This is a genomic window from Lentibacillus sp. Marseille-P4043 (assembly GCF_900258515.1).
Classification (GTDB): domain Bacteria; phylum Bacillota; class Bacilli; order Bacillales; family Amphibacillaceae; genus Lentibacillus_C.
In genome coordinates this window covers 351,187-374,918 of the sequence record NZ_LT984884.1, presented here as the reverse complement: position 1 = coordinate 374,918, position 23,732 = coordinate 351,187, and the positions used below count along the sequence as shown (strand labels likewise).

Here is a 23,732-nt window from a genome sequence, read left to right as displayed (position 1 = left end):
GAAAAAGTCCAGTTTACAAAAATGAAGAGCATACTAAATACAATATATAGATGCTTGAATTTAACAACATCACGAAATATAGTAGTTTGTTCAATGTGACTTTTTAAAGTGATTACTTTTTCAGTGGCCTCGGACAGGTCCCTTGTCCCGTTTTAAAAGATACACATAAACTAATACTTTTTAAAGAGGTGTTTGGATTGGGTAAAAATAAACAATTTGTAGAAAAGGTAACCGCAATGGAGGACGATTTCGCTCAGTGGTATACCGATGTGGTAAAACAGGCTGAACTTGTCGACTATGGTGCGGTTAGAGGGACAATGGTTATTAAGCCATATGGTTTCGCAATTTGGGAAAACATTCGCGATGAACTGGATCGGAAATTCAAAGAGACAGGACATTCGAATGTTTATTTTCCATTATTTATTCCGGAAAGCATGCTGCAAAAAGAAAAGGATCATATCGAAGGATTTGCACCGGAAGTAGCCTGGGTGACACACGGTGGTGAAGAAGAATTAGCGGAACGGATCTGTGTTCGTCCTACTTCTGAAGTGCTGTTTGGTGAGTATTATGCAAAAAATATTCATTCTTATCGGGATCTGCCAATGCTTTATAATCAGTGGAGCAATGTTGTCCGCTGGGAAAAAACAACCCGTCCATTCCTGCGTACATCGGAATTTTTATGGCAGGAAGGTCATACTTGTCATGCTACAGGTGAGGATGCCCAGGAAGAGACGGAAAGGATGCTCGGTGTTTATGCCGATGTCTGTGAAAACTATTTGGCGATCCCCCTAATTAGCGGACGAAAAACGGAGAAAGAAAAGTTTGCCGGAGCTGATTACACATTAACAATTGAAAGCCTAATGCATGATGGTAAGGCATTGCAATCTGGTACGTCTCATTATTTAGGGACCGGATTTGCAGAGGCATTTGATATTCGTTACTCGGATAAAAACGGTGAACAAAAACCAGTTCATCAGACATCATGGGGAATGTCCACTCGTATTATGGGTGCGTTGATCATGGTCCATGGTGACAACCGTGGCTTGGTAATTCCGCCAAGGATTGCTCCAACACAAGCGATGATAGTACCAATCGCCCAGCATAAAGAGGGTGTTTTGGATAAAGCATATGACCTGCGTGATAAGCTGAAAAATGTAGCTCGCGTTGATATCGATGCTAGTGATAAAATGCCTGGCTGGAAATTTAATGAGTATGAAATGAAAGGAATCCCTGTTCGAGTTGAAATGGGTCCAAAAGACATAGAAAAAGAACAAGCTGTACTTGTACGTCGAGATACTGGTGAAAAGGAATTCGTTGCTTTAAACGAACTGGAAACCCGTCTACCGGCATTATTAGAAGAAATTCAGCAAGGTCTGTATGACAAAGCGTTAGCACACCGAAATGAAAAAACAGCAGTCGCAACAAACATGGATGAATTTAAACAAACGCTTGAACAAACAACCGGATTCATTAAAGCAATGTGGTGTGGCGATCAGGCTTGTGAAGAAAAAATTAAGGAAGAAACGACAGCAACCTCTCGCTGCATTCCTTTTGAACAGGAAAAAGTTGCTGACACATGTGTATGCTGTGGGGAAGAAGCAAAAGAATTGGTTTATTGGGCAAAAGCATATTAATTTTTAAAAACCGAGCGCTTGTAAAGCCGCTCGGTTTTTTACATCAACCCCAGCGAGAAAACATCAACCCCAGCGAGAAAACATCAACCCCAGCGAGAAAACATCAACCCCAGCGAGAAAACATCAACCCCAGCGAGAAAACATCAACCCCAGCGAGAAAACATCAACCCGAGCGAGAAAACATCAACCCGAGCGAGAAAACATCAACCCGGAGTCAGCGTGTGCTAGCGAAAAAAATCTATGAATCAGAATCCTTCCAAATAAAATTAATATAAAGGTTATGTTATTCTTCTAACGCTTTTTCAATATCTTTATTTATGCTTTCAGGCTTAGTTTGAGGTGCATACCGATTGATGACATCACCGTTCTTGCTGATCAGGAATTTCGTAAAGTTCCACTTAATCTGCTTTGTCATCAGGCCTGGCGCTTCCTCTGTTAAATACGTGAATAAAGGGTGCGCATTTTCCCCTTTAACATCTACTTTGCTAAACATTGGAAAAGTCACCCCGTAGTTTCGTTGGCAAAAGCTCGAAATTTCCTGGTCATTACCGGGATCTTGATGATGGAATTGATTGCATGGGAAACCAAGTATCTCAAATCCGTGTTCATTATGACTTTTATAAAGCTCCTGCAACCCGGCAAATTGTGGGGTGAATCCACATTTGCTTGCTGTATTCACAATAAGGAGTACATCCCCTTTATAATCGGCTAATGACTTTTCTTCACCACTTATCGATTTGACAGAGTAATCATAAATACGAACGATAATCGTCTCCCCCTTTTTTTAAAGATTAGCAACCTATTAATCAAGTGTCAAAGGGTGCGTTTATTTTATGAATTTTCTTAAAACTTGAATAGGAGGCGAAAAAAAGTTAAAATATATAATAAAACGTTTTCAACTAAAAATGAAAACGTGTTTTATGCAATTGCTGTGATAAGCAATAGGTTTTAAATAAAAATTAAAAGGGGGAGTTTAGTTTGAGAAGGAGAACACTATTTTTATTTGTCCTAATTCTTACTGTCGGCATGATTTTGAGCGCATGTGGTGAGAGTGGGAAAGGTTCCAGTTCTGATTCTGGTTCAGATGATGGTGGTGAAAAGGAAGCAAAAACCAATCTAACCTTGGGAACTGGTAGTGTCGGCGGTGTTTATTATCCATTAGGCGGTGAGATGTCTACGCTTTGGAAGGATAATATCGACGTAGATGGCTTCGATGTTAGTTCAGTAGAATCCGGTGCCTCTGTAGAAAACATCGCTAAGATTCAGTCCGGTAACTATCAATTGGGAATTGCTCAAAATACTACTTTAATCAGTGCTGTTAATCAAACAGGCGAATTTAAAGGAAAAGAGATTGATAATGTAGCAGTAATTGCTTCGCTTTATCCAGAAGCAGTGCAAATTGCTACATTAGAATCAACTGGTATTGAATCAATTGCTGATTTAAAGGGTAAAAAGGTTGCAATCGGACCTCCGGGTGGAGCCACTCGTGAAGCAGCTGAATTAATTTTGAAGGCATATGGTATTGAAGAAGGCGACTATGAAGCATATGAAGAAGGTTTTGGTGATGCAAAAAGTAAATTGCAAAACGGAACAATTGACGCTTCCATTGAAGTAGTGGGTGTTCCATCTTCTTCAACAGATGAATTGCAGGCATCTACAAAAGAAGTAAAGCTTCTTAGTATTGAGGGAGATGCTTTACAAGAAGTAGTTGATAATAGTCAATATGAGGCATATACGGTTGAACCTGGAACGTATGATTGGCTAGACGAGCCAGTAGAGACAGTTACTGCGATGGCATTGCTTCTTGGTTCAAAAGATCAGGTTAGTGAAGATCTTGCTTATGAACTTACGAAAACGTTGGTTGAAAAATCCGGCGATATGTCAATCGCACAAGCAAAATTAATTAAAGAAGATAGCATTCTAACTGGTGTAGGTGATTTACCAATCCACCCAGGAGCTCAAAAATATTTTGATGAAGCTGGTATTGAATAACAAAAAGAACCGGACGCTATTGTCCGGTTCTTTAACCTCAAAAAACATATGAATGGAGGGTAAAACGGGTGGCTACACAAAATTCAAAAGAAATTGATAAGCATGAACTGATGGCCAAATACGATAAAGAAAGTACTTTTCGTACAAATTTAGGTCCATGGGGTTGGGTAACACTTATTATTGGTGGAGCATTAACTATTTTCCAACTTTATACAGCATTTTACGGATCTAAAGTATCCATCATTCAAGGTGCGATTCACCTTGGTGCAGGATTAAGCCTAGTATATTTGCTGTATCCGATAAAATCATCAATGACAAAACGTAGAGGTGTTCCATGGTATGATGCTTTACTAGCTCTCGCGGCCCTAGGCACTAATTTCTATATTATTTATCATTATGAGCGTTTAATTAACGACGCTATTATATTTGGTTTTACAGCATTTGACCAAATTGTGGCGACTGCAGGAATTCTGCTTTTATTAGAAGCAACAAGACGTGTTGTTGGACTTCCAATTGTTATTATTGCAATTATCGCTTTGCTGTACGGTCTTTTTGGTCAATATATTCCAATTATAGGACATGCTGGTTATGACTGGCCTTCGCTTGCAACAGAGATGTTCTTTAGTTCAAGCTCCATATTTGGTACCCCTATTCAAATTTCATCCACGTACATTTATTTGTTCCTATTTTTCGGGGTAATTTTGGTCAAGACAAATATCGGACAGTTTTTTAATGACATTGCGTTAAGGCTTACAGGGAAATATACTGGTGGAACAGCAAAAGCAGCTGTAGCAGCCAGTGGACTGCAAGGGATGGTAAGTGGGAGCTCCGTTGCGAATACGGTTGGTTCTGGTTCATTTACGATTCCAATGATGAAAAATGCAGGATTTAAGCCCCATTTCGCTGCAGCTACAGAAGCTACAGCATCAACAGGTGGACAGATTATGCCACCGATTATGGGTGCCGCTGCTTTTATTATGGCATCGTATACAGGAGTTCCGTACAATGAGATTATTATAATTGCGATCATCCCAGCGGTTCTCTATTTTTCGGGTGTCTTTTTAGGTACACACTTTGAAGCAAGAAAGCAAGGTATTTTAGGACTTCCAAAAGAGCAATTGCCTAAATTAAAAAATTTAGTCAAACGACTGGATTTATTTTTGCCGCTTATTATAATTGTTGGTTTCCTACTTGCTGGGAAAACACCAACTTATGCAGCATTATTCGCTATTGTTACTGCATTTGTTATAAGTTTTTTCAGAAAAGATACGAGAATGTCATTTAAAGGTGTTATTAAGTTGTTAGAGGAGGGAGCCCGGACTGCGCTTCCGGTTATCGCAGCCTGTGCGACAGCAGGGATTATTGCAGGAACCGTAACCACTACAGGGTTGGGGCCAAAAATTGCGGGTGGAATTATTGAGCTTGCACAGGGTCAATTCTTCCTTGTCATGTTTTTCACGATGATAGCATGTATCATTTTAGGAATGGGCTTGCCGACAACAGCAAACTATGTTGTAACAGCAACAATGGCAGCACCAGCATTATTGGCATTTGATGTTCCGGTGATCGCGGTTCATATGTTTGTGTTTTACTTTGGTATTGTCGCAGATATTACGCCTCCAGTCTGTTTGGCGGCCTATGCAGGAGCTGGTATAGCAGGTGCAAACCCAATGAAAGCCGGGGTAACTGCTGTTAAATTAGCTATTGCGGCGTTTATTATTCCATATATGTTTGTTTCGCAACCTATCTTGCTATTACAAGGCGATGCGAATGTGATGAACGTATCGATAGCGGTTATTACTGCCTTGCTTGGAATGGCGAGTATTAGTGCAGCATTGATTGGTTATTTTGTTCGTTCGGTAAACTGGCTAGAGCGAATTATCATGATTGGCGCTGGATTGTTGCTCGTATATCCAGATTTTAAGTTCTCATTGGCTGGATTAGTGATTTTCGGAGTAATTGCAGCAATGCAGTATATTAAAGGAAAAACTGATAAAACAAAAAGATTGACAGCCTAAAATGGGACATGGGGACAGATCTAGTGTCCCAGTATCCCATAAAAAAAGACGTCCTCATAAGGGGACGTCTTTTAAAAATCATTATGCTTTTTGTTTCGTGTTTTCCTTTTCAATATTCTCCAATTTCTCTTGAATTTCCTCTGGAGATAAATTATGTTCCTTTATATACATGTTACGTGGGCTAACTCGACATTCGTGTGTACAACCACGCATATATTTATGCTCATTTTCTTCTGAACAGAGAATTTGTTTATTACATTCAGGATTTGCACAGTTGACGTAACGCTCACAGGGTTTACCATCGAAATAATCGACACCTACAACGACATGCTCTTTCTGGTTAACTGGAACAGAAATGCGTTCGTCAAATACATAACACTGACCATCCCATAATTCGCCTTGAACCTGTGGATCTTTGCCATATGTTACGATTCCACCGTGAAGTTGTCCGACATCCTCAAAGCCCTCTTTTAATAACCAGCCTGAGAATTTTTCACAGCGGATCCCACCAGTGCAATACGTTAAGACACGTTTACCCTCAATCAGATGTTTGTTTTCTTCTACCCATTGGGGAAGCTCACGAAATGTTTCCACGTCGGGTCGAATAGCACCGCGGAAGTGACCTAGGTCATATTCATAATCGTTGCGTGCATCTAATACAATTGTATCTTCATCCTGCATCGCTTCGTAAAAATCTTTTGGTTCTAAATATTTACCTGTTGTTTGATGTGGATCAACATCTTCATCTAATCTGAGTGTTACAATTTCTTTGCGGTGACGCACATGCATTTTTTTGAATGCGTGACCATCATGTACATCAATTTTGAAGACCATATCAGTAAACCTTGGATCATTCTTCATTGTTTCCATATATTTATTGGTTTGCTCAATAGTTCCAGAAACTGTACCATTAATCCCTTCATGGGCAATTAACACACGCCCTTTTAGTTCCAGGTCTTTACAAAATTGCAAATGCTGCATTGTAAATTCTTCAGGATCCTCGATTTGGACATACTTATAGTACAATAACACCTGGTATTGTTTACTTTCTTCCATTTTATTTACCACCTATCATTCATATTTGCAAGATATAAATGTTTGGTAGTCCGTATTTTTTTATAATCTTGCAAGTGAATATTTTATCAATACTTAAGGTTTTTGGCAACTGCAAACATGTGGATATTGTGAAGTGTAAAATACTGGTGTATGCTGAATAATTCTTTGTGGGATTGGAGCAATCTTTAATGTTTGTGATTAATTAAGGGAGTAACAGGCCTTTTTAAAAGTATTGACAATTCACTTGTCCAAAATCATCATAATATTAAAATATATAGTAATGAAAGGGGGATTTTATTGAAAAGTAATGCACGTGGCTACTCTAAGGCATCGTCAGACTTTTCGAAAGTTGGCTCAGGGGAAGTAGTATCCAAAATCAGACGGCTCCATCACATATGTTAAAAATACTGATGCAGGTCCTGTTAGATTATATAGGTCAAGTCCAAAATCTAATCAGGTTCCTACGTTAAACTTCAAAAAGGAAAAAATCAGATATTAAAATAAGGAGGAATTCTCGTGGATCTACGGAAACTACACGTATGGGAACCTGTTGGAAAAATTAATGGTGAATTACATTTAATGGGGGTGAAGTATCCGGTAGGTAGTTTACAATTAAAGTTTGAGGACGATTCTGGAATAGCGTATATATTTATCTATGATCGGGTTGTTGATGGACGGTATGTATGGTCTTGCCGCTTTTCAGAAGAATGGACAAGAGGTGATTTATCTTTTATCGCATCAGAGGCTCGAAAAAAAATTCGGTGAAGATAATCAAGATTGCTTCTTCTACAAAATGACCAATTCCGACTTTGTTGAGTGGTACGATCAGTTAATTGGTCCTGGAAGTGAAATGTACCCCCATATTGAACATCATATTTATTTCACGTCAGATGATACGTTTGAAGTATTGAGTGAATATGAACCAAGAATCATCGTTTCAGAGTTAAGTGAACAAGAGAAGGAAGACTCCGATAAAGATGAAAATAGGTAATAAAATGTTTTAGCTGCAGGTGTGTTTGAGAATGTAGACCAAATTGTGAGAGTAAAGGTCTATGTGACGAAAGATTATGGTCTTAATGGTATTGAAAGATATTTTACTAATCAGATAAATATTAATTCTTTTTGGAAAAAGTAACAAATAACTTGTAATTTCGTTTAATAAGGGGTAAAGTTGAAAGTAGCAAAAGGAAATTGAAGTTTGAATAATACTTTACGATCTCTTTATCAAAGTGGTGTAAAAGTATTTATGATTCAATTACTTTGCACGATATTTGTATAAGGAGGTCATTTTAATGACTGGTAAAGTAAAATGGTTTAACGCAGAAAAAGGCTTCGGTTTCATCGAACGTGAAGATGGCGACGATGTATTCGTACATTTCTCAGCTATCCAAGCAGAAGGTTTCAAAACGCTTGAAGAAGGTCAAGACGTTGAATTTGAAATCGTTGAAGGTAACCGCGGACCACAAGCAGCTAACGTAGTTCGTCTATAATAAATTTGAAGAGAGCTTATCCAATTAGGGTAAGCTCTCTTTTTTTGTTTCAGGTGAGAAAGTCTTCCATGGCGGGGGAGCATCGGAACGGGAGCGAGAACATCGACCCGAAAAGCGAAACATCGGCGCGAGTGCGAAAACATCGACCCGAAAAGCGAAACATCAGCCCGAGCGCGAAAACATCGGCCCGAGTGCGAAAACATCGACCCGAAAAGCAAAACATCGGCGCGAGCACGAAAACATCGACCCGAAAAGCGAAACATCGACCCGAAAACAGAAACATCAGCCCGAGCGCGAGAACATCGTCCCGAAAGCAGAAACATCGGCGCGAGCACGAAAACATCAACCCGAAAAGCGAAACATCAGCCCGAGTGCGAAAACATCAACCCGAAAAGCGAAACATCAGCCCGAGCGCGAGAACATCGTCCCGAAAGCAGAAACATCGGCGCGAGCACGAAAACATCGTCCCGAAAAGCGAAACATCAGCCCGAGTGCGAAAACATCAGCCCGAAAGCAGAAACATCGGCGCGAGCACGAAAACATCAACCCGAAAAGCGAAACATCAGCCCGAGCGCGAGAACATCGTCCCGAAAGCAGAAACATCAGCCCGAAAGCAGAAACATCGTCCCAAGCAACCGACCAGGCTTTCTAACAATCCCGCAACCTTTCCATAAATCGCAATCTGCATTATGATGTAATTAGGATTATTATATAAAAGGGAGTGTGGGAAAATGGTTTCATTCGACTGGCAAAAGGAAGCGCAAGAACAGTGGGATAATCGTGCTGCATTTTGGAATGAAAAAAGCACCGGCATGTGGGATAGCGGAAGTCGGAAGGATATTGTTCCTTTTATTGAAAAACATCTCGATAAAAAAAGCAGCGTTTTAGACATTGGTTGTGGGGATGGGTATGGATCCTATAAATTACATGACGTGGGGTATCATGTTACAGGGGTTGATCTTTCTAGTGAGATGATTCATCGTGCCAAAGACCGTGTTCCAAATGAAGAAATTGAATTTTTGCAAGGAAACGTAATGAACTTACCGTTTGATAATAACAGCTACGATGGGATGATGGCAATTAATGTTCTAGAATGGACAGAACAGCCAGCAAAAGCACTTTATGAGTTGCATCGTGTTTTAAAGAAAGACGGACTTCTATGCATTGGAATTTTGGGACCGACAGCCGGACCGCGTACAAACAGTTACCCACGGGTTTACGGGGAAAAAGCAATATGTAATACATTGATGCCCTGGGAGTTTCAACGATTGGCATCTGAGATCAATTTTGAGTATGTGGATGGATTTGGTGTTTATAAGGAAGGCGTTAAAAAAGAAAACTATCAAGGGCTGTCATGCGAATTGAAACAGGCATTGTCATTTATGTGGGTGTTCATGTTACGAAAAGAAGGTGATGTGTAATGGATAAAAAAGAAATGGAACAAAAGGTTATTAAAAGTTACCAAGATGATGAGAAAATGATGATCCTGATTTTTGCGCAGTGGTGTATAAATAATGATTTGGAGCCAAAAGATTTATATATGGAGGCTTATCCAACTCAAGGGAAAAATCACGCATTGGACGAAGCACTGGAGTTAACCGTTCCAAAGGCAGAATCTGATGAAATTCCTGATCTGACAGTTTTAAACGTGCTCCAGCTATTTGGCAATGATGATTTAGCTTTTATCGTCCAAGCAGAAATCGATAAACGAGAAGGATAAGCTGCTATTTTCTTTTTCTTACCTATCAAATAATTTTATTAATGCTTGTGTTCCGCTGTCACTTTCACCGCTTTCCGCTAATTGTTTATACAACTTGAGGGACAGTGCTAAGCCGGGGGTGGACATCTCCATCTCTTGAGCGGATTCCAGAGCAATTGTCATGTCTTTAATAAAATGCTTGACGAAAAATCCTGGGGCATAGTCACCCTCAATCATTCGTGGTGCTAAGTTGGATAATGACCAACTTCCAGCGGCTCCTGTTGTAATACTGTCCAAAACACGAACAGGATCAAGGCCGGCCTTCTTTGCATATACTACTGCTTCACATACACCGATCATATTGGAGGCAATGGTGATCTGGTTGCAAAGTTTCGTATGTTGCCCGGCGCCAGCTTCCCCTTGTAAAATGATTTGCCCGCCAATTACGTTAAAGATTGGCAGAAGCTTATCGAATACTGTTTGATCACCGCCAACCATGATTGCTAACGTGCCATTTTTAGCACCAACATCACCACCGGAAACAGGCGCATCTAACGTATGAAGGTCTTTTTCAGAAGCAACATTTGCAATTTCTTTCGCTAAAGCAGGTTTAGAGGTTGTCATATCAATTACATATGTACCTGACTTTGCATTATTTAGAATGCCCGCTTCGCCAAAATAAATTTCCTCCACATCTTGTGGGTAGCCAACCATTGTTATAATAACATCAGCTGCATCAGTTAACTCAACGATCGTATTTTTCCATAATGCGCCATTGTCGAGAAGGGTTTGTGCCTTTTCTTTTGTCCGGGTATGAATTACTAATGGGTATCCCGCCTTCATTAGATTTTCGGCCATGCTTTTTCCCATAACGCCTGTTCCAATGAATCCGATAGTTGTCTCATTTGCCTGCATCGTATCGCTACTCCTTTTGTTTGGTATACATTGTTATTTCGACAAAGATAAACGAAAGTCCTTTTCATTTATGGTATATTTAGTAAAAAGTGAAAAGGGTGTGGGGAAAGTGTGGTATATAAAGTCATTTCAAGAGATTTCTGTAGAAGAGTTGTATCAGCTTATCAAGGCACGAATTGATGTGTTTGTTGTGGAACAAACTTGTCCTTATGAAGAGTTGGATAATAATGATCAAGATGCAATTCATTACTTCCTTAAAATCGATAATGAAATTGCTGCTTATGTACGGATTTTGCCAAAGGGGTTGAAATATCCTGAGGCCTCGATTGGAAGGGTATTAGTTGTAAAAAAATTTCGCGGTAATGGATATGCGAAACAGATTATGCAAAAAGCAATAGCGTTTGTGAGGGATGAATGGAAGGAAAACAGGATAAAAATACAGGCACAGGAATATTTACAACATTTTTATGCTTCTTTTGGATTTGAACAAATTTCAGATGTTTATTTAGAGGATGATATTCCCCATATTGACATGATTTGGGAGAAAAACACTCATAAAGGTTGATATATCAATGTTTTATAACGGTTTGTCCTCCCATTTTGGCGAAAAAGTCACAGGATAGTAACATTTATTTTTCATTTGTTATTTTTTGAAGCATATCACCGAATTTGCCTCTGATTTTTTCAGAGGCATTTTCTTTCATTTTTTTAGTTACATGTGTGTATATTTCCAACGTGGTTTTCGAATCCCTATGACCGACTCGTTGCATGATGGTCGGAAGATCGACACCAGCTTCTGTCAACATGCTTATGTGCGTATGCCTGAAAATATGCGATGTTGCGTGTCGCTTTATTTTGGCCAGACGTAAAATCCGTTTAATTCGTTTATTTATATCACCACGAAAGTATGGCCTGCCGTTCAATCGGGCGAAAACATAGTCCATGTCTTGATAATCATCTTGTAAACGATATTTCATTTTATGCTCATCGTTTCTTTGGACCAATTTGCGTAACATGTCCATGATTGGTTGTTCCATTTCAATTGTGCGCACAGAATTATTGGTTTTCGGAGTATCAAGTGTGTAAGTGTACATGTTTTGATTTTTGCTATAAACGGTTTTTAAGACATTTATTGTATTATTGTTAAAATCTAAATCAGATTTTTGCAACGCACACAATTCCCCAACTCGCATACCGGAAAACGCAAAGGTGTAAAAAATTTCTTTGTCTAAACGTTCACCATAAATAAGAACAGCCGACAGAAATGTTTTCAATTCCTCACGTTCCCAGTATTTTTCAGCTGTCTTATCTGTCTTTAAATCATCTAATGTCTTTTTCTTTTTAGGCAGCACTACATCGGTTACGGGGTTTTCGCTTATCAGCCGATGCTTTTTTGCAAATTTAAAAATCATATTGGCGCATGCATTAATGTTACGGACTGTGTTTTCTTTGCGGCCCTTAGCCACTTCTTGAATAACATTTTGATAAAATAAATGATCGATTTTATCAATCGGTTTTTTAGCCATCTGTTTATTTAATGCTTTCATTTCCGTAGTTCTGGCATCAATAGTACTTTCTTTCACATTTGTTAGCTTGTATGTTTTCATCCATTCCTCTGCCAATTTATCAAAAGTGATATTTTTTGTGATCTTTCTATTAACGCCTGCGTTTGTTTGATTATCAATTTCAGTCAATACTTTTTGTTTTGCTTCTTTTTGTGTTTTACCACGGCGTTTAATTTGATTTCTTTTACCTGTCACCGGATCGCGAGGACCATCCTCGACACAAACCCACCTAAACTGCCCGGATTTTATCTTGATTTTTTCACAATGCATGGTCAGTCACCTCGTATATAAATTTACTTTGATACATCGACAATCGTCTTTGAGCGAATTCAAATTCCACATTAAATAGATTCATAACTTCATAAACATTTTTTACTCTAGAGTCCGACAACATGAAAGTTGGAATACAGAAATGGTATGCAAAATAATTAGCCTGGTTCTCTTGCAACTCATTAAACAAATAATGCATTACAAGCTGGTTGCCAACGTGTAGTAAATAATGACCAACTTCATGACCGAAAGACTGCCATTCCTGTTGTATTGAAGTTTTTTTTAACACAATAGTGTCGTTAAACCTCATATTCGCATCTGCATAATAAATTTTTAGATTAAGAGCTTTGGCTAAACTTTCAACTCCCAGTTGCTCCGGACAATTGATTGATAAATTGATATATAAATCCCTTATATAATCTTCTAAGCGTGTGTAGTGAATCATGTTGACCCCCTATAATCGGAATGTACGTTCCCTTTTTGATTTAAAAAAAGATGTACATAGTAATGCACACCTTATAATATTTTTTATTTCTTTATAGCTTCGATTAGCTTAGAAAAAATTCCGTTTTTCTTTTTTGAGCTTACTTTAAATTCATTTTTATCTCCTACGGATTTAACAGTTGTAAATGCATTGTGATCTATTAGTCCTATTTCTTTTAGATAAGAAACCGAGGTCTTATATGAAATGGTATTCGTAGATGCTCCTTCTATTTCATAATCTCCAACCCTAAATGTACCAAAGTATCTCAAATCTGCGCCTGAATAAAAACGTATAGATTTCAAAAATGAATTATCATTTACTTTTTTCTCTGCGAAACTATAGAACTTTTCTTTATGAACTGAAGTGTCCAAATTCGCGTGTCTATCATCGGATAAATAACGGTATATTGAGAAAATAAAGAATGCTATACGATCCTTTAAATCTAGTTTGTTGAAAATGAGATCATACAACGATTTTTTTCCGATGTATTTTGAAAAACAAAACCCTTTGTTAGTGGCATATTTCATTAAACCTTCATTTGGTTCATCATCATGATCAGTTACTCTACTAATTAATGCTGACAAGTCTTCGGAAGTTGCTTCCTTTGGTAATTTAATACCTAGGTCTTTAGCGTATCCTAGTTGTCTTTCAGTTGGTTTCGGGTGTGGTATTATCTCAACATCGAATGGTTCCTGATAACCATCGTTAATCATTATCATTTTTGCATGTTTATTTGAATGCGCATTAATTTTACGCGTCCTTTTTCGATTTGTTTCAGTATATATCCCCGAAATCTTGTATCGATTGTAGTTCAAAGAAATCACCCCATAAAAATTAATCCTTCCTACTTCCTTTATATTTTATATATTTAATCATGTTCAGAGCCTCGTCACGCTGCTCATCAGTCATATTTCTCCAGTCTTTGAACATGAGGTTAGTCTTTGGGTCACTGAGTAATTCTTCAAATTCTTTATTCATACTATTTTTTAAGGACTTAATTTTATTGATTAATTTTTCTGTCATATAAAAAGTAACAAACTCGTCATTAAGTTCTTTTAATTCATAGTTATCTGCTAGATAAGTAATTAATTCTTCCACATTCATATCATTAGGGATCCTTGCAAGTGGGATTCCGTATCCTGTAACAATAGTCCCTTTTGGTATTTTACCTGATGGATTTGCTGTCGGATATAATGTATGGTTTCCGGAAGGGTCTTCATCCGGATTGTAGCAATTAATGTAAAATGGTTGGCGGTCAATATATCCAGCAACAGTCAGCAAATCCATGTAGCTATAATTATAAGCTTGTGAAATTAGCTTTAAAGTTTCCGGAGTTGGTTTGACAGGAGCACCAGTTCTTTTGTCTTTTCCTTTTTCTATCGTATCTAAATATGTATGACTGATTCCTATTCGTTTACTGGCTTCTCTTAAAGACTCTTTTCCACGCAATTCTTTTAAAAGTTTTCCTAATTTATTCATTATCCATCACCTGTAATACATACTTTACACTCTAAGAAAATAAAAATAAATAAATAACTTGTAAATCATTGTTGACACGTTTGTTATACATGTGTTACATTATATTTGTAGGAGGTGTTATACATGGATAACAAGCTAAGAGAAGTTCGAATAGACATTGGTATGTCAGTGTCAGAACTGGCAAGACGAACTGAAACTTCTCGTCAAACTATTACTAATATTGAGCTTCACGGACAAGAACCATCGGGTACTTTGATGTTAGCTATTGCTTATGCATTAAATAAGGACCCGAGAGAAATTTTTTTTACTGATGTTGTTATACAAGAATTACAAGACGAAAATAAGGAGGTTGTTTAATGAATCAATTAACAAAGGTTTTCGATGGTAAAAAGTTAAGAATTATTAATTTAAAAAATGAACCTTGGTTTGTAGCTAAAGATGTTTGTAACATTTTAGAACTTACAAACCCTTCAAAAGCTGTTAGTCGATTGGATGAAGATGAACGGTCTAACTTCAAGTTAGGTCGACAGGGTGAAGCGAATATCGTAAATGAATTTGGTTTATATAATTTAATCCTTGGTAGCAGGAAACTTGAAGCTAAACAATTCAAACGCTGGATAACACATGAAGTCATCCCGTCAATTCGAAAAACAGGTGTATATCAAACAGAACAACCCAGAAATCAATTAGAAATTTTACAAAGCACGGTAAACGAATTAGTGATCCAGGACAAACGAATCACTAATTTAGAAGAAACTATGCGCATTGATGGCGGTCAAGAGCATACGTTAAACAAAAAAGCAAAACAAGTTGTTGTTGATTTCCTTGGCGGAAAAAGGTCGCCTGCTTACAAGAAATTGGGTTTTAAAGCCTTTTCCGAATTTTGGAGGGACTTTAAAAATCATTTTGAAATACCTCGATATGGTGATTTGCCAAAGAAAAGGTTTGATGATGGATTACGTTTTATAGAAATATGGCAACCATCAACAAGTCTAAAAATCGAAATTGATAATGCTAACTATCAACAAATAGTGCAGGATGTGATCTAATGCCAATCACGACATTTACCAATGAAGAAATCCAAACACTCGTAACGGAAATTAAAAATCAACTAGTCCCGGTTCTAATCCAGGAATTAAGAGAAAAAGAACTACCACCATTATTAACTCGCAAACAGTTCATGGATCTAGTAGATATTAGCGCGAATAAATGCAATGAACTGTTTCATAGAAAGGATTTTCCAGTCAACCGGGAACTTGGTCATCCGAGAGTGGTGACAAAAGATTTTTTCAATTGGGTAAGCGCGACCAACCAAAATGCAGATGAGATTAACTTTAAGCAAAGTTTAAAAATAATCTAGCAAACTACCATATGAGGAGGCCGTACTTACATAATACAACAGTCAGCGAAGAAATACTGCCCATCCTCCGCAAACAATGTGCAATGGTTGCACAAGGGGGTGAAAACGTTGGAATTTGGTCCAGTCTTACGCCGTATGCGAAGGGTTGCTGATATTAGTCAGGAAGAAATGGCAGAAAAGCTGCACATATCAAGGAGCAATATATCGCGACTAGAAAATGACAAGCTTGATTTAAAAGCAGCTGATTTAATTAAATGGTGCAACATTACAAATAATCCAGATGTTATGATGGCATTCATTTACGGGACAGATGTAGTTACATCATTAATAAGTACAGGAGCATCGCAATTAATTACAGGAGCAATTTTATTTTTAGGAGGGCTTCTATGACAGTGAAATTAGAAAAACAATTTTTGCCGGATGATATTTATAGAGCAAGTCAGGAATATTGGTGTTCATTGGATCTACAGTGCATGATCGCAGAAAAGCTTGTTAGTGGTGATTTTGATGCCGCAAAGAACATGTCTATTGATCTAACAAAGTCACTGCATGAGCTTTCAAAAATGAGCGACAAGAAACACGACCAGGATGAACTCAATACGTTAATGGATGAGTTAATACAGCAAGGTGTCGCATTTGAATTAGTAAGGAGATACAGCCATGAGCGATAGATTTTACAAGGTGTTTCACGCCGCCGGTTTTGTAGGGGTCTTAGGCTTTTTATACTATGCGCTTGTGACTTGTTAGGAGGGTGGACATGAAACAGGAAATGGACGGGTTACTGCAAATCGCTAGAGATTCTGATCAAGAGGTTGAATTTTTACGGAAGTTTTATTCTGTGATGGAATCAGCAGTCAAGCTAAATATCGACCAAAGTACTAAATCTATTGCAGATCATGCATTGTGGGCGTTGCAAGAGGTAAAAAAATAACCCGTGCTGACAACACGAGTTTGCGTTAAAAAAATAGTATTTTTCTCATCATATCACGATAATCCAGCAAAGGCAAGTCGCCTTTGCTGTTCAAAAGGTGGTGATTAGATGCAGCAGACAATAATTTATGATTTTTTGGGGACAAGCTTTGACCCGATTTTCCAACAGTTGCAACAGCTGGAAAAAGATCAACAAGTTACTTTTGGAGAAGCAACAATAAGGCTTAATCGGGCAGGAATTTATGAAGTATCGACATCCGCAGCACATGAAGGTTTTAGTGTGATTGACAGATGTTATGACTATATATGTAGTTTGTTTGGCAGCGATGAATTTAATTCTGGTTGAGTTAAAAACGGATGAATAAGCTAGCTTGTACTAGATTATATGCTGTGATAACCGAATGTATTCATAGAATCTCAAGGAGGAATGCAAGTGGCTAAATTTAGAATGGTTCATACAGAGTTTTGGGATGACCCGAAAGTTGTAGAAGAGATGACTCCAGAAGATAAACTTTTTTTCTTGTATCTTTTGACGAATTCAAATACGACTCAAATCGGAATCTATCAGATCACCAAAAAACAGATGGCATTTGATATTGGATATTCGATCGAAAGTATTAATTCATTGTTAGACAGGTTCATTAATTATCACGGACTTGTCATTTATAACACTGAAACAAGAGAAATTGCTATAAAAAATTGGGGCAGATACAACTTCAATCGTGGAGGAAAACCGATTCTTGATTGTGTGAGATCTGAACTGAAATTAGTAAAAGACGAATCCCTGATTCCATTTGTCGGTGATCGTATCGAACGCAGAGAAATCAAAGAGTTATACGATACGTACTACGAAACGTCAACGATAAGTGGACAAGAAGAAGAAGAAGAAGAAGAAGAAGAAAAAGAAGAATACAATGTCCGTGATCTGTTCGATCGCTATATATCTAAAAATATTATTCAACACAATAAAATAACGAATCCAACCAGATCTGCAATTAAAGCAAGATTAAGAGATTACTCCTATGAACAGCTTATTCAAGTAATCGATAATTATGCAGAAGTTTATTTTAGCGATAACCATTGGTTCACGCACAAGTATACATTGGCAGATCTAATGCGTGACAAAGACGTTAGAAAATTTATTGATGATGCTGATCCATTAAAAAACTTTGCTAAACGTTCCTCACAAGTCGGTTCCAAAGCAAAGAGCAAGGAGGATTTTGACCTATCATGAATAGAGAAAAAGTCTATGAAGTTCTTAAATTATTAAGCGAGGCGTATCCAACTTTCGATTTTGATCAAGGGAAAATCAACACCTGGACAAGGTTATTAAAAGACCAAAACCCAGCAGTGATCATGAAAAATGCAGAACAATATGCAATTGAAAATAAATTCGCGCCAAGTCTATCTGATTTACGCGAGAACAAAAGGGAAGCATACACAAATGACTTTTTGAAGAAACTTGACCAATGGGAGCGTGAAGCGATTGGACACAAACCTTGAGGCAGAATACGGATTGCTAGGATGCATATTGAAAAAAGGCGAGCTTATTAAAGAACTCACCATACAGGGAAAGCATTTTTCCAATACGTCTAATCAAATTTTGTTCAAGGCCTTAAGAGAGATTGAACAAAAAGGTGAACCGATTGACATGGTAACGGTTGTTATGACTTTGGGAAATAAATTGTCAAATATAGGTGGGAAACCTTACCTATCAAAGTTGATGAACAGTGTCGCTAGCCTGGAGCCTTTTAAAACTTATGAGAAATATATTATCGATTCCTGGAAAATCCGTGAAGCAAGGAAAATACAGGAAAGGGAAATATTTAATTTGGACGACTTATCTAAGATTATGAGTCAGTATTCTGAATTAGAACTAGAAAATAACGATGATGACTACAATCATGCAGAATCTTTAAAAAGGCTCTATGAAAATATTGAAAAGCAAGACAAAGGGCTTAGCGGCCTTGATACAGGATTTATCGATCTGAATAGAATGCTGGATGGGTTCCAAAATGGTGATCTAATCATTTCAGCTGCAAGACCTAGTGTTGGGAAAACAGCCAAAATGTTAAATCATGCTGTTGCGCATTGCGAAAACGAAGGATTAACTGCAATATTTTCGTTAGAAATGGGTGAAGAATCATTAAACAAACGTATGATTTCCGCGATAGGTAGAATCGATGGCCATAAAATGCGAAATCCGAATCAGTTTTTTGACTCAAATGATTGGGACAAATTTTCAAAGGCTTTAGGCGAACTAAGCAACATGAATTTACATATTTACGATAAATCGGGGCAAACAGTTCAATACATTCGTAGCAAAGTTAGAAAACTGAGAAGAATGTACCCCAATAAGCCTATTTTAGTATTAATTGATTATCTGCAACTAATCCGGTCTGGAAAAAAGTACGAGTCCAAAAACATTGAAGTCGGTGAAATAACCCGTAGTTTAAAAGAATTGGCAAAGGACATGAAAATTCCAGTTTATCTACTTTCACAGTTATCAAGGGGAGTTGAAAACAGGCAGGACAAAAGACCTTTGATGTCGGACATACGTGATTCTGGAAGCATTGAACAGGATGCAGATGTGATTGAATTTTTATACCGCGATGATTATTACAATGGCGAAAGTGAAAAAAGAAACATCATTGAGGTCATAGTAGCGAAGCAACGCAATGGCAAAGTTGGAACGGTTGAACTAGCTTTTAAAAAAGAATACAACCTATTTGTTAATTTGGATCATCGTTATGAATCTTAAGGAAGTTTACACGGAGGCCATTTCTGGTGAGTTTGAATCTTTGTCGTTACTAATTGAATTTCTGGTGTTCGAAAAACAAGTATTGACCTTTGACGATGATCGAAAAGAACTAGATCTCTATTTCAAACCAAACAATAAAGCAAGAATGAACAAATTGTTACTGGAATATAGAACAAAGTTAGGTGAATCGGCTTGAGAAGGTGCGTTATAGATACAAAATGTGCGATAAGAAGGGATGAACGTGGTCTAGGATGAGCACTGCTACTTCAAATATTAAGCGAATCTATAAAATCAGAAAAGAACGTTTGGAAGATGGAGCCCTTGTCTATTGCTTATCCGATTTAGAAATAATCTTTTCGGAAGGTTTGATTAACGAAGTCACAATTTTATACGAACAAGGGCACGAACCCGAGGAAATCGGACAGGCGATCAATCGGGATCCGGATGAGGTTTTTATTGCTCTATTTCATCAAGCAAGACAAGGGAGGATTAACAGGTCGTTTGCTAAGAGGATGTAGATCTTTTGACGAAAATGCGCATAAAGGAGAGATAAAATTATGAGTTCAGAAAAACAACAAAACAATGTAAATGAATTACTTAAATTAATTAAAGAAAACCCTGATTTAGATATTGTTCCCATGGTGGATACAGACGTTGTTGCAGGCGACGATTTCGGTTGGTGGGTAGCAGGATGGGGTAGTGCTAGCATTGAAGAAATCTATGATCATAACGAAAGATGTTATGTGCGTTCAAAAGATGAGGATGAAGTTGGTGAATTGATTTATGACAGGTTAGAAATGAATAATCCAGCTTGGTCAGACACTTATTTACAAGAACAAACCGACAAGGAATTGAAGGAGATTGAGTGGGATAAAGTCATTGCTGTAAAGATATCGGTACCTTAATGTCGCAGTTCGATAAAAAAACGAAGGATGTGTTCTCATGAAAGCAATTGATGTAATGCAGGAACGTGATGTAATGCAGGAACGTCAAAAAGCAATCATCATCGATAAGCTGCACAGCATGAGTTACTACAACACAGACGGCAAATCATACGGACAATTAAAGCAACAGTTGGCAATCGAATCATTTAAACAAATAAACGTAGAAAGCAGTCAAAATGGGTGGTTTTAGTGAATATAAGACACAAAATGTGAAGTAAAAGGAGATGTGAAAATGAAGGTATTCAGAATGAACGATTTTGATTGGGTATGTGCTGAAAGTGAAGAACAGGCAAAAGAATGGTATCACAATGAAACTAGTGTGGATATGAAGGATATCGAGGAAGATTTTGAAATTTGGGGAGAAGTTCCACTCTCTGACCATATGTGGTTGAATGAAAGCGAACTTCCTGTTGAGGAATTGAAGAAATCTCAAATTATGGAACGACGTTTTGGTGAATTATGGATTCAAAAAACATTCGGTTGGGTTATCGAACACGAAAAAATAACCAAGCCTTGTATTATTTCATCAACAGAATATTAATGCACATAACGATGATGCGAAGGAGTGAATATAGTTGAATGATGAAATGTCATTGAAAGAAAAGCTGTTCTGGTATTGTTTAATCCAACCAATTGTGGTAGGTGCTACTGTCTTTATTTTGTTAACTATCTTTGAATAGCTCGGTATGTATTAAATCACGACACAGGAGGTATATAAATGACAGCAACAACCCAACTAAAAGGTCATAAAATCGAATTCCTAAATGGGGAATGGGTATTTTCAGACAAGAAGGAGCCGACGGTCACAACATGGGAAAACAGACTGTGCGGGCATTGTGGATTGAACAATACACCAGAAGGGCATGACGGATGTTTAGGAACCCTGCCAGGTGTAATGAATGCCTGTTGTGGGCACGGACAAACAAATGAAGCGTATGTACAGTTTTTGGACAGGCATTGCGTCAGAGGTAATGACGCGCTTGCGATTATGGATATTTTAAAGGGTGAATCACATTGAAAAATCCACTACTAAAGCAAAAGTATCAAGAAGGTTATGAAGAAGGCTATGAACACGGATATATAGTTTCGTCAGATTTTCGGGATGACATCCTAATTGAATCGTTTGCTGAATTTATTGATCGGTTGCGGTTCAAACATGGGATTGGCGAAAAGACAGTCAAGAAGATCAAATCGGAATTTAATAGGGAATTTGGGGAGGAATCAAAATGAACGAATGGCTAACTACTGGACAAATGATCGATCGGTTGAAAGTTGGGGGAGTTGCCGTTGGCGATGCCAGTGAATTAGGAATAGAAGTAAAAGTTTTCAAAGATAAAACAGGTCATATCAAACTTTGTGATTCAGAAGGGTTAATGATGCTAAGTGCAGGTTTTGTTGATTCTGTTCAATGGCGTATCCTGCCGAACCATGTATCTTTTGAAGAAGCTATGCGAGCTTATAAAAAGGGTAAAGTAGTCAATTTTTATTATGAGGGCATACACACAGCAGTTATTAATCCGGAATTTTACGATAAGGAAAGCTTGGATGAACTTTTATTATCCGATTTTACGCTTAAAGAATTATTAGAAGGCAAATGGACAATAGAAGGTGGCGACCAATGAAAATCGCAGTAAATGAACAACCGCAGCAATTTTATCTAGCACTTAAGAAATGGACTCCGGCAGTAGGGCATGAGATTAAAGTAGGACAATATCGGTTTAGCGCAATTCCTGTGAAAAACATTATCAGAGTTTCGGAAGTTACTACTGGTGCAAAACTTTACGATATTCCCGTTAACTTTGCAATCGAAACGTTAACGGCTACCAAAGGGTTCAATTTATTTTTTCTATCAAATTGGTGAATCGATCGAACGAATCATCGAGAAACAAGATGATTTTGATGCAATGCTGGCGGATGTGCAACAAATAGCATTCGACACTTTGGGCGAAATGCCAGTTATTGAGGATGTGGAGGTAAAGCTATGAATCTAGAAAAATTAATAGACATGCAGAAGGCTTTAGATAATAGAATCATTGAGGAAAAAGGTCTGCAAGGAAAAGATTTAGTTGCAAATACTTTTGTTGCTTTGCAAGTGGAATTAGCTGAATTTGCGAATGAGGGCAGATGGTTTAAACATTGGAGTAATGATAGGGAACCCAGGACGTGGTATCCGAATGAAAAAAATGTATGTGAATCTTGCAAAGGTGAACCGATATTTTTTAAAAATGGAAAGATTGTCGGGCAATGTGATGATTGCGATGGTTGTGGAGTACACTTTCATAACCCGTTATTGGAAGAATTTGTTGATGGAGTGCACTTCTTTTTATCGATTGCGATTCAAAAGAAGTGGGAAGATGCCCTTTATATTTATGAAGAACAACTAGATCCGGATGAATTCGATGGAGATTTAACAGGATATTTTCTAGAAATGACGTACTTTTTAAATGGTTCTTACATGGAGAAAAATCATGATAAAGAAATGATCGCGGGTTTTCCTGTCAACGAATATTATTTTCGATTAGCATGGATCACTTTTCTGAATATCGGGATTAATGGATTTGGCTTCACACTAGAACAAATTTACAATGCCTATCTCGATAAAAATAAAATAAACCATGCGAGGCAAGTAAATGGGTATTGATGAACGAGAATCAATAATAGAGCAACTCGCATTAATGACTGGATATAACCGGAGTGTATTCGAGCAATTAAGCAATGATCAGTTAAAAAAGGAGCTGGAAGAACACTTTTAGAACAAATTCGCGGTTATGAAAATTAGTTGAAAATATATCCGCACAAGTTGGATTTGCAATTACACCAAGAACTAATACATACATAAAAAATCGCTTGTGCGGGTTCGAAAAAACAGCGAACGAGAAGGTGCAGAAATGACATTAATCATAACAGGATTTATTACTTTGGGAACATTGTTTGTCTCGTCAATAGCTGGATATATGGCTATTTATCAGAAACGGAAAGGAGAGATTGAGCATGAGTGAAGAAATTAAAACTTATCCCGAAATGAACAAATCTATAAAGTACATTTTAAGCATGTCGGATGAGTTTGGCGATCAATACATTCTTGCTAGAATTTGCAACACATCGGCAGAACAATAGATTAGTTCGGGGGGTCGG

General features: G+C 37.7%; 39 protein-coding genes. 32 read left to right on the top strand and 7 right to left on the bottom strand.

Annotated features, from left to right (window positions below; all coding sequences use genetic code 11):
* Positions 1–236: 236 nt before the first annotated feature.
* Positions 237–1,634: a proline--tRNA ligase gene (proS, locus tag C8270_RS02035; RefSeq protein ID WP_442785820.1), complete on the top strand. Its 1,398-nt coding sequence runs from the start codon at positions 237–239 to the stop codon at positions 1,632–1,634.
* On the top strand, positions 1,616–1,909 hold the full coding sequence (locus tag C8270_RS19650) for a hypothetical protein (RefSeq protein WP_158701568.1): 294 nt from the start codon (positions 1,616–1,618) through the stop codon (positions 1,907–1,909). The genes proS and C8270_RS19650 overlap by 19 nt, the downstream gene beginning before the upstream one ends.
* A gap of 8 nt (positions 1,910–1,917) precedes the next feature.
* On the opposite strand, the gene C8270_RS02030 is transcribed toward C8270_RS19650, so the two are convergent.
* Positions 1,918–2,400 carry a glutathione peroxidase gene (locus tag C8270_RS02030; protein ID WP_106494960.1) on the bottom strand — a complete coding sequence of 161 codons (483 nt, stop codon included), beginning with the start codon at positions 2,398–2,400 and terminating at the stop codon, positions 1,918–1,920.
* Between the two features lie 212 nt (positions 2,401–2,612).
* Here C8270_RS02030 and C8270_RS02025 point away from each other — a divergent pair, with 212 nt between their 5' ends.
* Together C8270_RS02025 and C8270_RS02020 are read left to right on the top strand one after the other, a co-directional pair.
* A complete protein-coding gene (locus C8270_RS02025) occupies positions 2,613–3,626 on the top strand; it encodes a TAXI family TRAP transporter solute-binding subunit (RefSeq protein WP_106494958.1) in 1,014 nt (337 codons plus the stop codon).
* Between the two features lie 110 nt (positions 3,627–3,736).
* Positions 3,737–5,644 carry a TRAP transporter permease gene (locus C8270_RS02020; protein WP_106498431.1) on the top strand — a complete coding sequence of 636 codons (1,908 nt, stop codon included), beginning with the start codon at positions 3,737–3,739 and terminating at the stop codon, positions 5,642–5,644.
* Positions 5,645–5,725: 81 nt separating this feature from the next.
* Here C8270_RS02020 and trhO read toward each other — a convergent pair whose 3' ends face one another.
* Positions 5,726–6,700, bottom strand: a complete 975-nt coding sequence (gene trhO, locus C8270_RS02015; RefSeq protein WP_106494957.1) for an oxygen-dependent tRNA uridine(34) hydroxylase TrhO — start codon at positions 6,698–6,700, stop codon at positions 5,726–5,728.
* A gap of 516 nt (positions 6,701–7,216) precedes the next feature.
* Here trhO and C8270_RS02010 point away from each other — a divergent pair.
* The 6 genes from C8270_RS02010 (at position 7,217) to C8270_RS01985 (ending at position 9,910) form a co-directional block, all read left to right on the top strand.
* Positions 7,217–7,465 carry a hypothetical protein gene (locus C8270_RS02010; RefSeq protein ID WP_106494955.1) on the top strand — a complete coding sequence of 83 codons (249 nt, stop codon included), beginning with the start codon at positions 7,217–7,219 and terminating at the stop codon, positions 7,463–7,465.
* Positions 7,466–7,493: 28 nt separating this feature from the next.
* Positions 7,494–7,691 carry a hypothetical protein gene (locus C8270_RS02005; RefSeq protein ID WP_106494953.1) on the top strand — a complete coding sequence of 66 codons (198 nt, stop codon included), beginning with the start codon at positions 7,494–7,496 and terminating at the stop codon, positions 7,689–7,691.
* Positions 7,692–7,992: 301 nt separating this feature from the next.
* Entirely contained in the window at positions 7,993–8,190 is a 198-nt protein-coding gene (locus C8270_RS02000) for a cold shock domain-containing protein (RefSeq protein ID WP_017795660.1), read from the top strand.
* Between the two features lie 53 nt (positions 8,191–8,243).
* Entirely contained in the window at positions 8,244–8,864 is a 621-nt protein-coding gene (locus tag C8270_RS01995; RefSeq protein ID WP_158701567.1) for a hypothetical protein, read from the top strand.
* Between the two features lie 57 nt (positions 8,865–8,921).
* Positions 8,922–9,611 carry a class I SAM-dependent methyltransferase gene (locus C8270_RS01990; protein ID WP_106494950.1) on the top strand — a complete coding sequence of 230 codons (690 nt, stop codon included), beginning with the start codon at positions 8,922–8,924 and terminating at the stop codon, positions 9,609–9,611.
* Positions 9,611–9,910 (top strand): hypothetical protein, encoded by a 300-nt coding sequence (locus C8270_RS01985; RefSeq protein ID WP_106494949.1) that lies wholly within the window; start codon positions 9,611–9,613, stop codon positions 9,908–9,910. The genes C8270_RS01990 and C8270_RS01985 overlap by 1 nt, the downstream gene beginning before the upstream one ends.
* Before the next feature lie 18 nt (positions 9,911–9,928).
* Here the strand turns inward: C8270_RS01985 and C8270_RS01980 are convergent, their stop codons facing one another.
* Positions 9,929–10,804 carry an NAD(P)-dependent oxidoreductase gene (locus C8270_RS01980; RefSeq protein WP_106494947.1) on the bottom strand — a complete coding sequence of 292 codons (876 nt, stop codon included), beginning with the start codon at positions 10,802–10,804 and terminating at the stop codon, positions 9,929–9,931.
* Positions 10,805–10,874: 70 nt separating this feature from the next.
* On the opposite strand from C8270_RS01980, the gene C8270_RS01975 reads away from it, so the two are divergent.
* Entirely contained in the window at positions 10,875–11,369 is a 495-nt protein-coding gene (locus C8270_RS01975; RefSeq protein ID WP_106494945.1) for a GNAT family N-acetyltransferase, read from the top strand.
* A gap of 64 nt (positions 11,370–11,433) precedes the next feature.
* Here the strand turns inward: C8270_RS01975 and C8270_RS01970 are convergent, their stop codons facing one another.
* The 4 genes from C8270_RS01970 to C8270_RS01955 all read right to left on the bottom strand — a co-directional run bounded on the left by C8270_RS01970 (position 11,434) and on the right by C8270_RS01955 (position 14,602).
* On the bottom strand, positions 11,434–12,564 hold the full coding sequence (locus tag C8270_RS01970) for a tyrosine-type recombinase/integrase (protein WP_158701566.1): 1,131 nt from the start codon (positions 12,562–12,564) through the stop codon (positions 11,434–11,436).
* A 64-nt stretch (positions 12,565–12,628) separates the two neighbouring features.
* The gene (locus C8270_RS01965) at positions 12,629–13,084 is read right to left on the bottom strand and encodes an ImmA/IrrE family metallo-endopeptidase (RefSeq protein ID WP_106494942.1); all 456 of its coding nucleotides are present in this window, start codon (positions 13,082–13,084) and stop codon (positions 12,629–12,631) included.
* 83 nt (positions 13,085–13,167) lie between these two features.
* On the bottom strand, positions 13,168–13,938 hold the full coding sequence (locus C8270_RS01960; RefSeq protein ID WP_106494941.1) for a hypothetical protein: 771 nt from the start codon (positions 13,936–13,938) through the stop codon (positions 13,168–13,170).
* Positions 13,939–13,957: 19 nt separating this feature from the next.
* On the bottom strand, positions 13,958–14,602 hold the full coding sequence (locus tag C8270_RS01955; RefSeq protein ID WP_106494939.1) for a helix-turn-helix domain-containing protein: 645 nt from the start codon (positions 14,600–14,602) through the stop codon (positions 13,958–13,960).
* 123 nt (positions 14,603–14,725) lie between these two features.
* Between C8270_RS01955 and C8270_RS01950 the strand changes: the two genes are divergently transcribed.
* The 21 genes from C8270_RS01950 to C8270_RS20595 all read left to right on the top strand — a co-directional run bounded on the left by C8270_RS01950 (position 14,726) and on the right by C8270_RS20595 (position 23,714).
* Positions 14,726–14,959, top strand: a complete 234-nt coding sequence (locus C8270_RS01950; RefSeq protein WP_106494937.1) for a helix-turn-helix transcriptional regulator — start codon at positions 14,726–14,728, stop codon at positions 14,957–14,959.
* On the top strand, positions 14,959–15,651 hold the full coding sequence (locus C8270_RS01945) for an ORF6C domain-containing protein (protein WP_106494935.1): 693 nt from the start codon (positions 14,959–14,961) through the stop codon (positions 15,649–15,651). Before C8270_RS01950 ends, C8270_RS01945 begins: the two co-directional genes overlap by 1 nt.
* Entirely contained in the window at positions 15,651–15,962 is a 312-nt protein-coding gene (locus tag C8270_RS01940; RefSeq protein ID WP_106494934.1) for a hypothetical protein, read from the top strand. The genes C8270_RS01945 and C8270_RS01940 overlap by 1 nt, the downstream gene beginning before the upstream one ends.
* 108 nt (positions 15,963–16,070) lie before the next feature.
* Positions 16,071–16,352 carry a helix-turn-helix domain-containing protein gene (locus tag C8270_RS01935; protein WP_106494932.1) on the top strand — a complete coding sequence of 94 codons (282 nt, stop codon included), beginning with the start codon at positions 16,071–16,073 and terminating at the stop codon, positions 16,350–16,352.
* A complete protein-coding gene (locus C8270_RS01930; protein ID WP_106494931.1) occupies positions 16,349–16,633 on the top strand; it encodes a hypothetical protein in 285 nt (94 codons plus the stop codon). Before C8270_RS01935 ends, C8270_RS01930 begins: the two co-directional genes overlap by 4 nt.
* 86 nt (positions 16,634–16,719) lie before the next feature.
* On the top strand, positions 16,720–16,893 hold the full coding sequence (locus tag C8270_RS19645; protein ID WP_158701565.1) for a hypothetical protein: 174 nt from the start codon (positions 16,720–16,722) through the stop codon (positions 16,891–16,893).
* 108 nt (positions 16,894–17,001) lie between these two features.
* Positions 17,002–17,238, top strand: a complete 237-nt coding sequence (locus C8270_RS01925) for a hypothetical protein (RefSeq protein ID WP_106494930.1) — start codon at positions 17,002–17,004, stop codon at positions 17,236–17,238.
* Between the two features lie 87 nt (positions 17,239–17,325).
* The gene (locus tag C8270_RS01920; RefSeq protein ID WP_106494928.1) at positions 17,326–18,126 is read left to right on the top strand and encodes a hypothetical protein; all 801 of its coding nucleotides are present in this window, start codon (positions 17,326–17,328) and stop codon (positions 18,124–18,126) included.
* Positions 18,123–18,395, top strand: a complete 273-nt coding sequence (locus C8270_RS01915; protein WP_106494926.1) for a replicative helicase loader/inhibitor — start codon at positions 18,123–18,125, stop codon at positions 18,393–18,395. Before C8270_RS01920 ends, C8270_RS01915 begins: the two co-directional genes overlap by 4 nt.
* Positions 18,379–19,653: a replicative DNA helicase gene (dnaB, locus tag C8270_RS01910; RefSeq protein WP_158701564.1), complete on the top strand. Its 1,275-nt coding sequence runs from the start codon at positions 18,379–18,381 to the stop codon at positions 19,651–19,653. Before C8270_RS01915 ends, dnaB begins: the two co-directional genes overlap by 17 nt.
* Positions 19,643–19,849, top strand: coding sequence for a hypothetical protein (locus tag C8270_RS01905; protein ID WP_106494924.1), 207 nt, complete (start codon positions 19,643–19,645; stop codon positions 19,847–19,849). Before dnaB ends, C8270_RS01905 begins: the two co-directional genes overlap by 11 nt.
* 55 nt (positions 19,850–19,904) lie before the next feature.
* Positions 19,905–20,171, top strand: a complete 267-nt coding sequence (locus tag C8270_RS01900) for a hypothetical protein (protein WP_106494922.1) — start codon at positions 19,905–19,907, stop codon at positions 20,169–20,171.
* A gap of 39 nt (positions 20,172–20,210) precedes the next feature.
* On the top strand, positions 20,211–20,558 hold the full coding sequence (locus C8270_RS01895) for a hypothetical protein (RefSeq protein WP_106494920.1): 348 nt from the start codon (positions 20,211–20,213) through the stop codon (positions 20,556–20,558).
* 37 nt (positions 20,559–20,595) lie between these two features.
* Positions 20,596–20,787, top strand: a complete 192-nt coding sequence (locus tag C8270_RS01890) for a hypothetical protein (protein WP_106494919.1) — start codon at positions 20,596–20,598, stop codon at positions 20,785–20,787.
* A gap of 42 nt (positions 20,788–20,829) precedes the next feature.
* Positions 20,830–21,138 carry a hypothetical protein gene (locus tag C8270_RS01885; RefSeq protein WP_106494918.1) on the top strand — a complete coding sequence of 103 codons (309 nt, stop codon included), beginning with the start codon at positions 20,830–20,832 and terminating at the stop codon, positions 21,136–21,138.
* Positions 21,139–21,315: 177 nt separating this feature from the next.
* Entirely contained in the window at positions 21,316–21,615 is a 300-nt protein-coding gene (locus C8270_RS01880; RefSeq protein ID WP_106494916.1) for a hypothetical protein, read from the top strand.
* Entirely contained in the window at positions 21,612–21,827 is a 216-nt protein-coding gene (locus C8270_RS01875) for a hypothetical protein (protein ID WP_106494914.1), read from the top strand. Before C8270_RS01880 ends, C8270_RS01875 begins: the two co-directional genes overlap by 4 nt.
* Entirely contained in the window at positions 21,824–22,219 is a 396-nt protein-coding gene (locus tag C8270_RS01870; RefSeq protein ID WP_106494913.1) for a hypothetical protein, read from the top strand. The genes C8270_RS01875 and C8270_RS01870 overlap by 4 nt, the downstream gene beginning before the upstream one ends.
* Positions 22,216–22,458: a hypothetical protein gene (locus C8270_RS01865; protein WP_234028461.1), complete on the top strand. Its 243-nt coding sequence runs from the start codon at positions 22,216–22,218 to the stop codon at positions 22,456–22,458. Before C8270_RS01870 ends, C8270_RS01865 begins: the two co-directional genes overlap by 4 nt.
* A 120-nt stretch (positions 22,459–22,578) precedes the next feature.
* Positions 22,579–23,238 carry a dUTP diphosphatase gene (locus C8270_RS01860; protein ID WP_106494911.1) on the top strand — a complete coding sequence of 220 codons (660 nt, stop codon included), beginning with the start codon at positions 22,579–22,581 and terminating at the stop codon, positions 23,236–23,238.
* A gap of 350 nt (positions 23,239–23,588) precedes the next feature.
* Positions 23,589–23,714 carry a hypothetical protein gene (locus tag C8270_RS20595; protein WP_267894826.1) on the top strand — a complete coding sequence of 42 codons (126 nt, stop codon included), beginning with the start codon at positions 23,589–23,591 and terminating at the stop codon, positions 23,712–23,714.
* Positions 23,715–23,732: the final 18 nt, after the last annotated feature.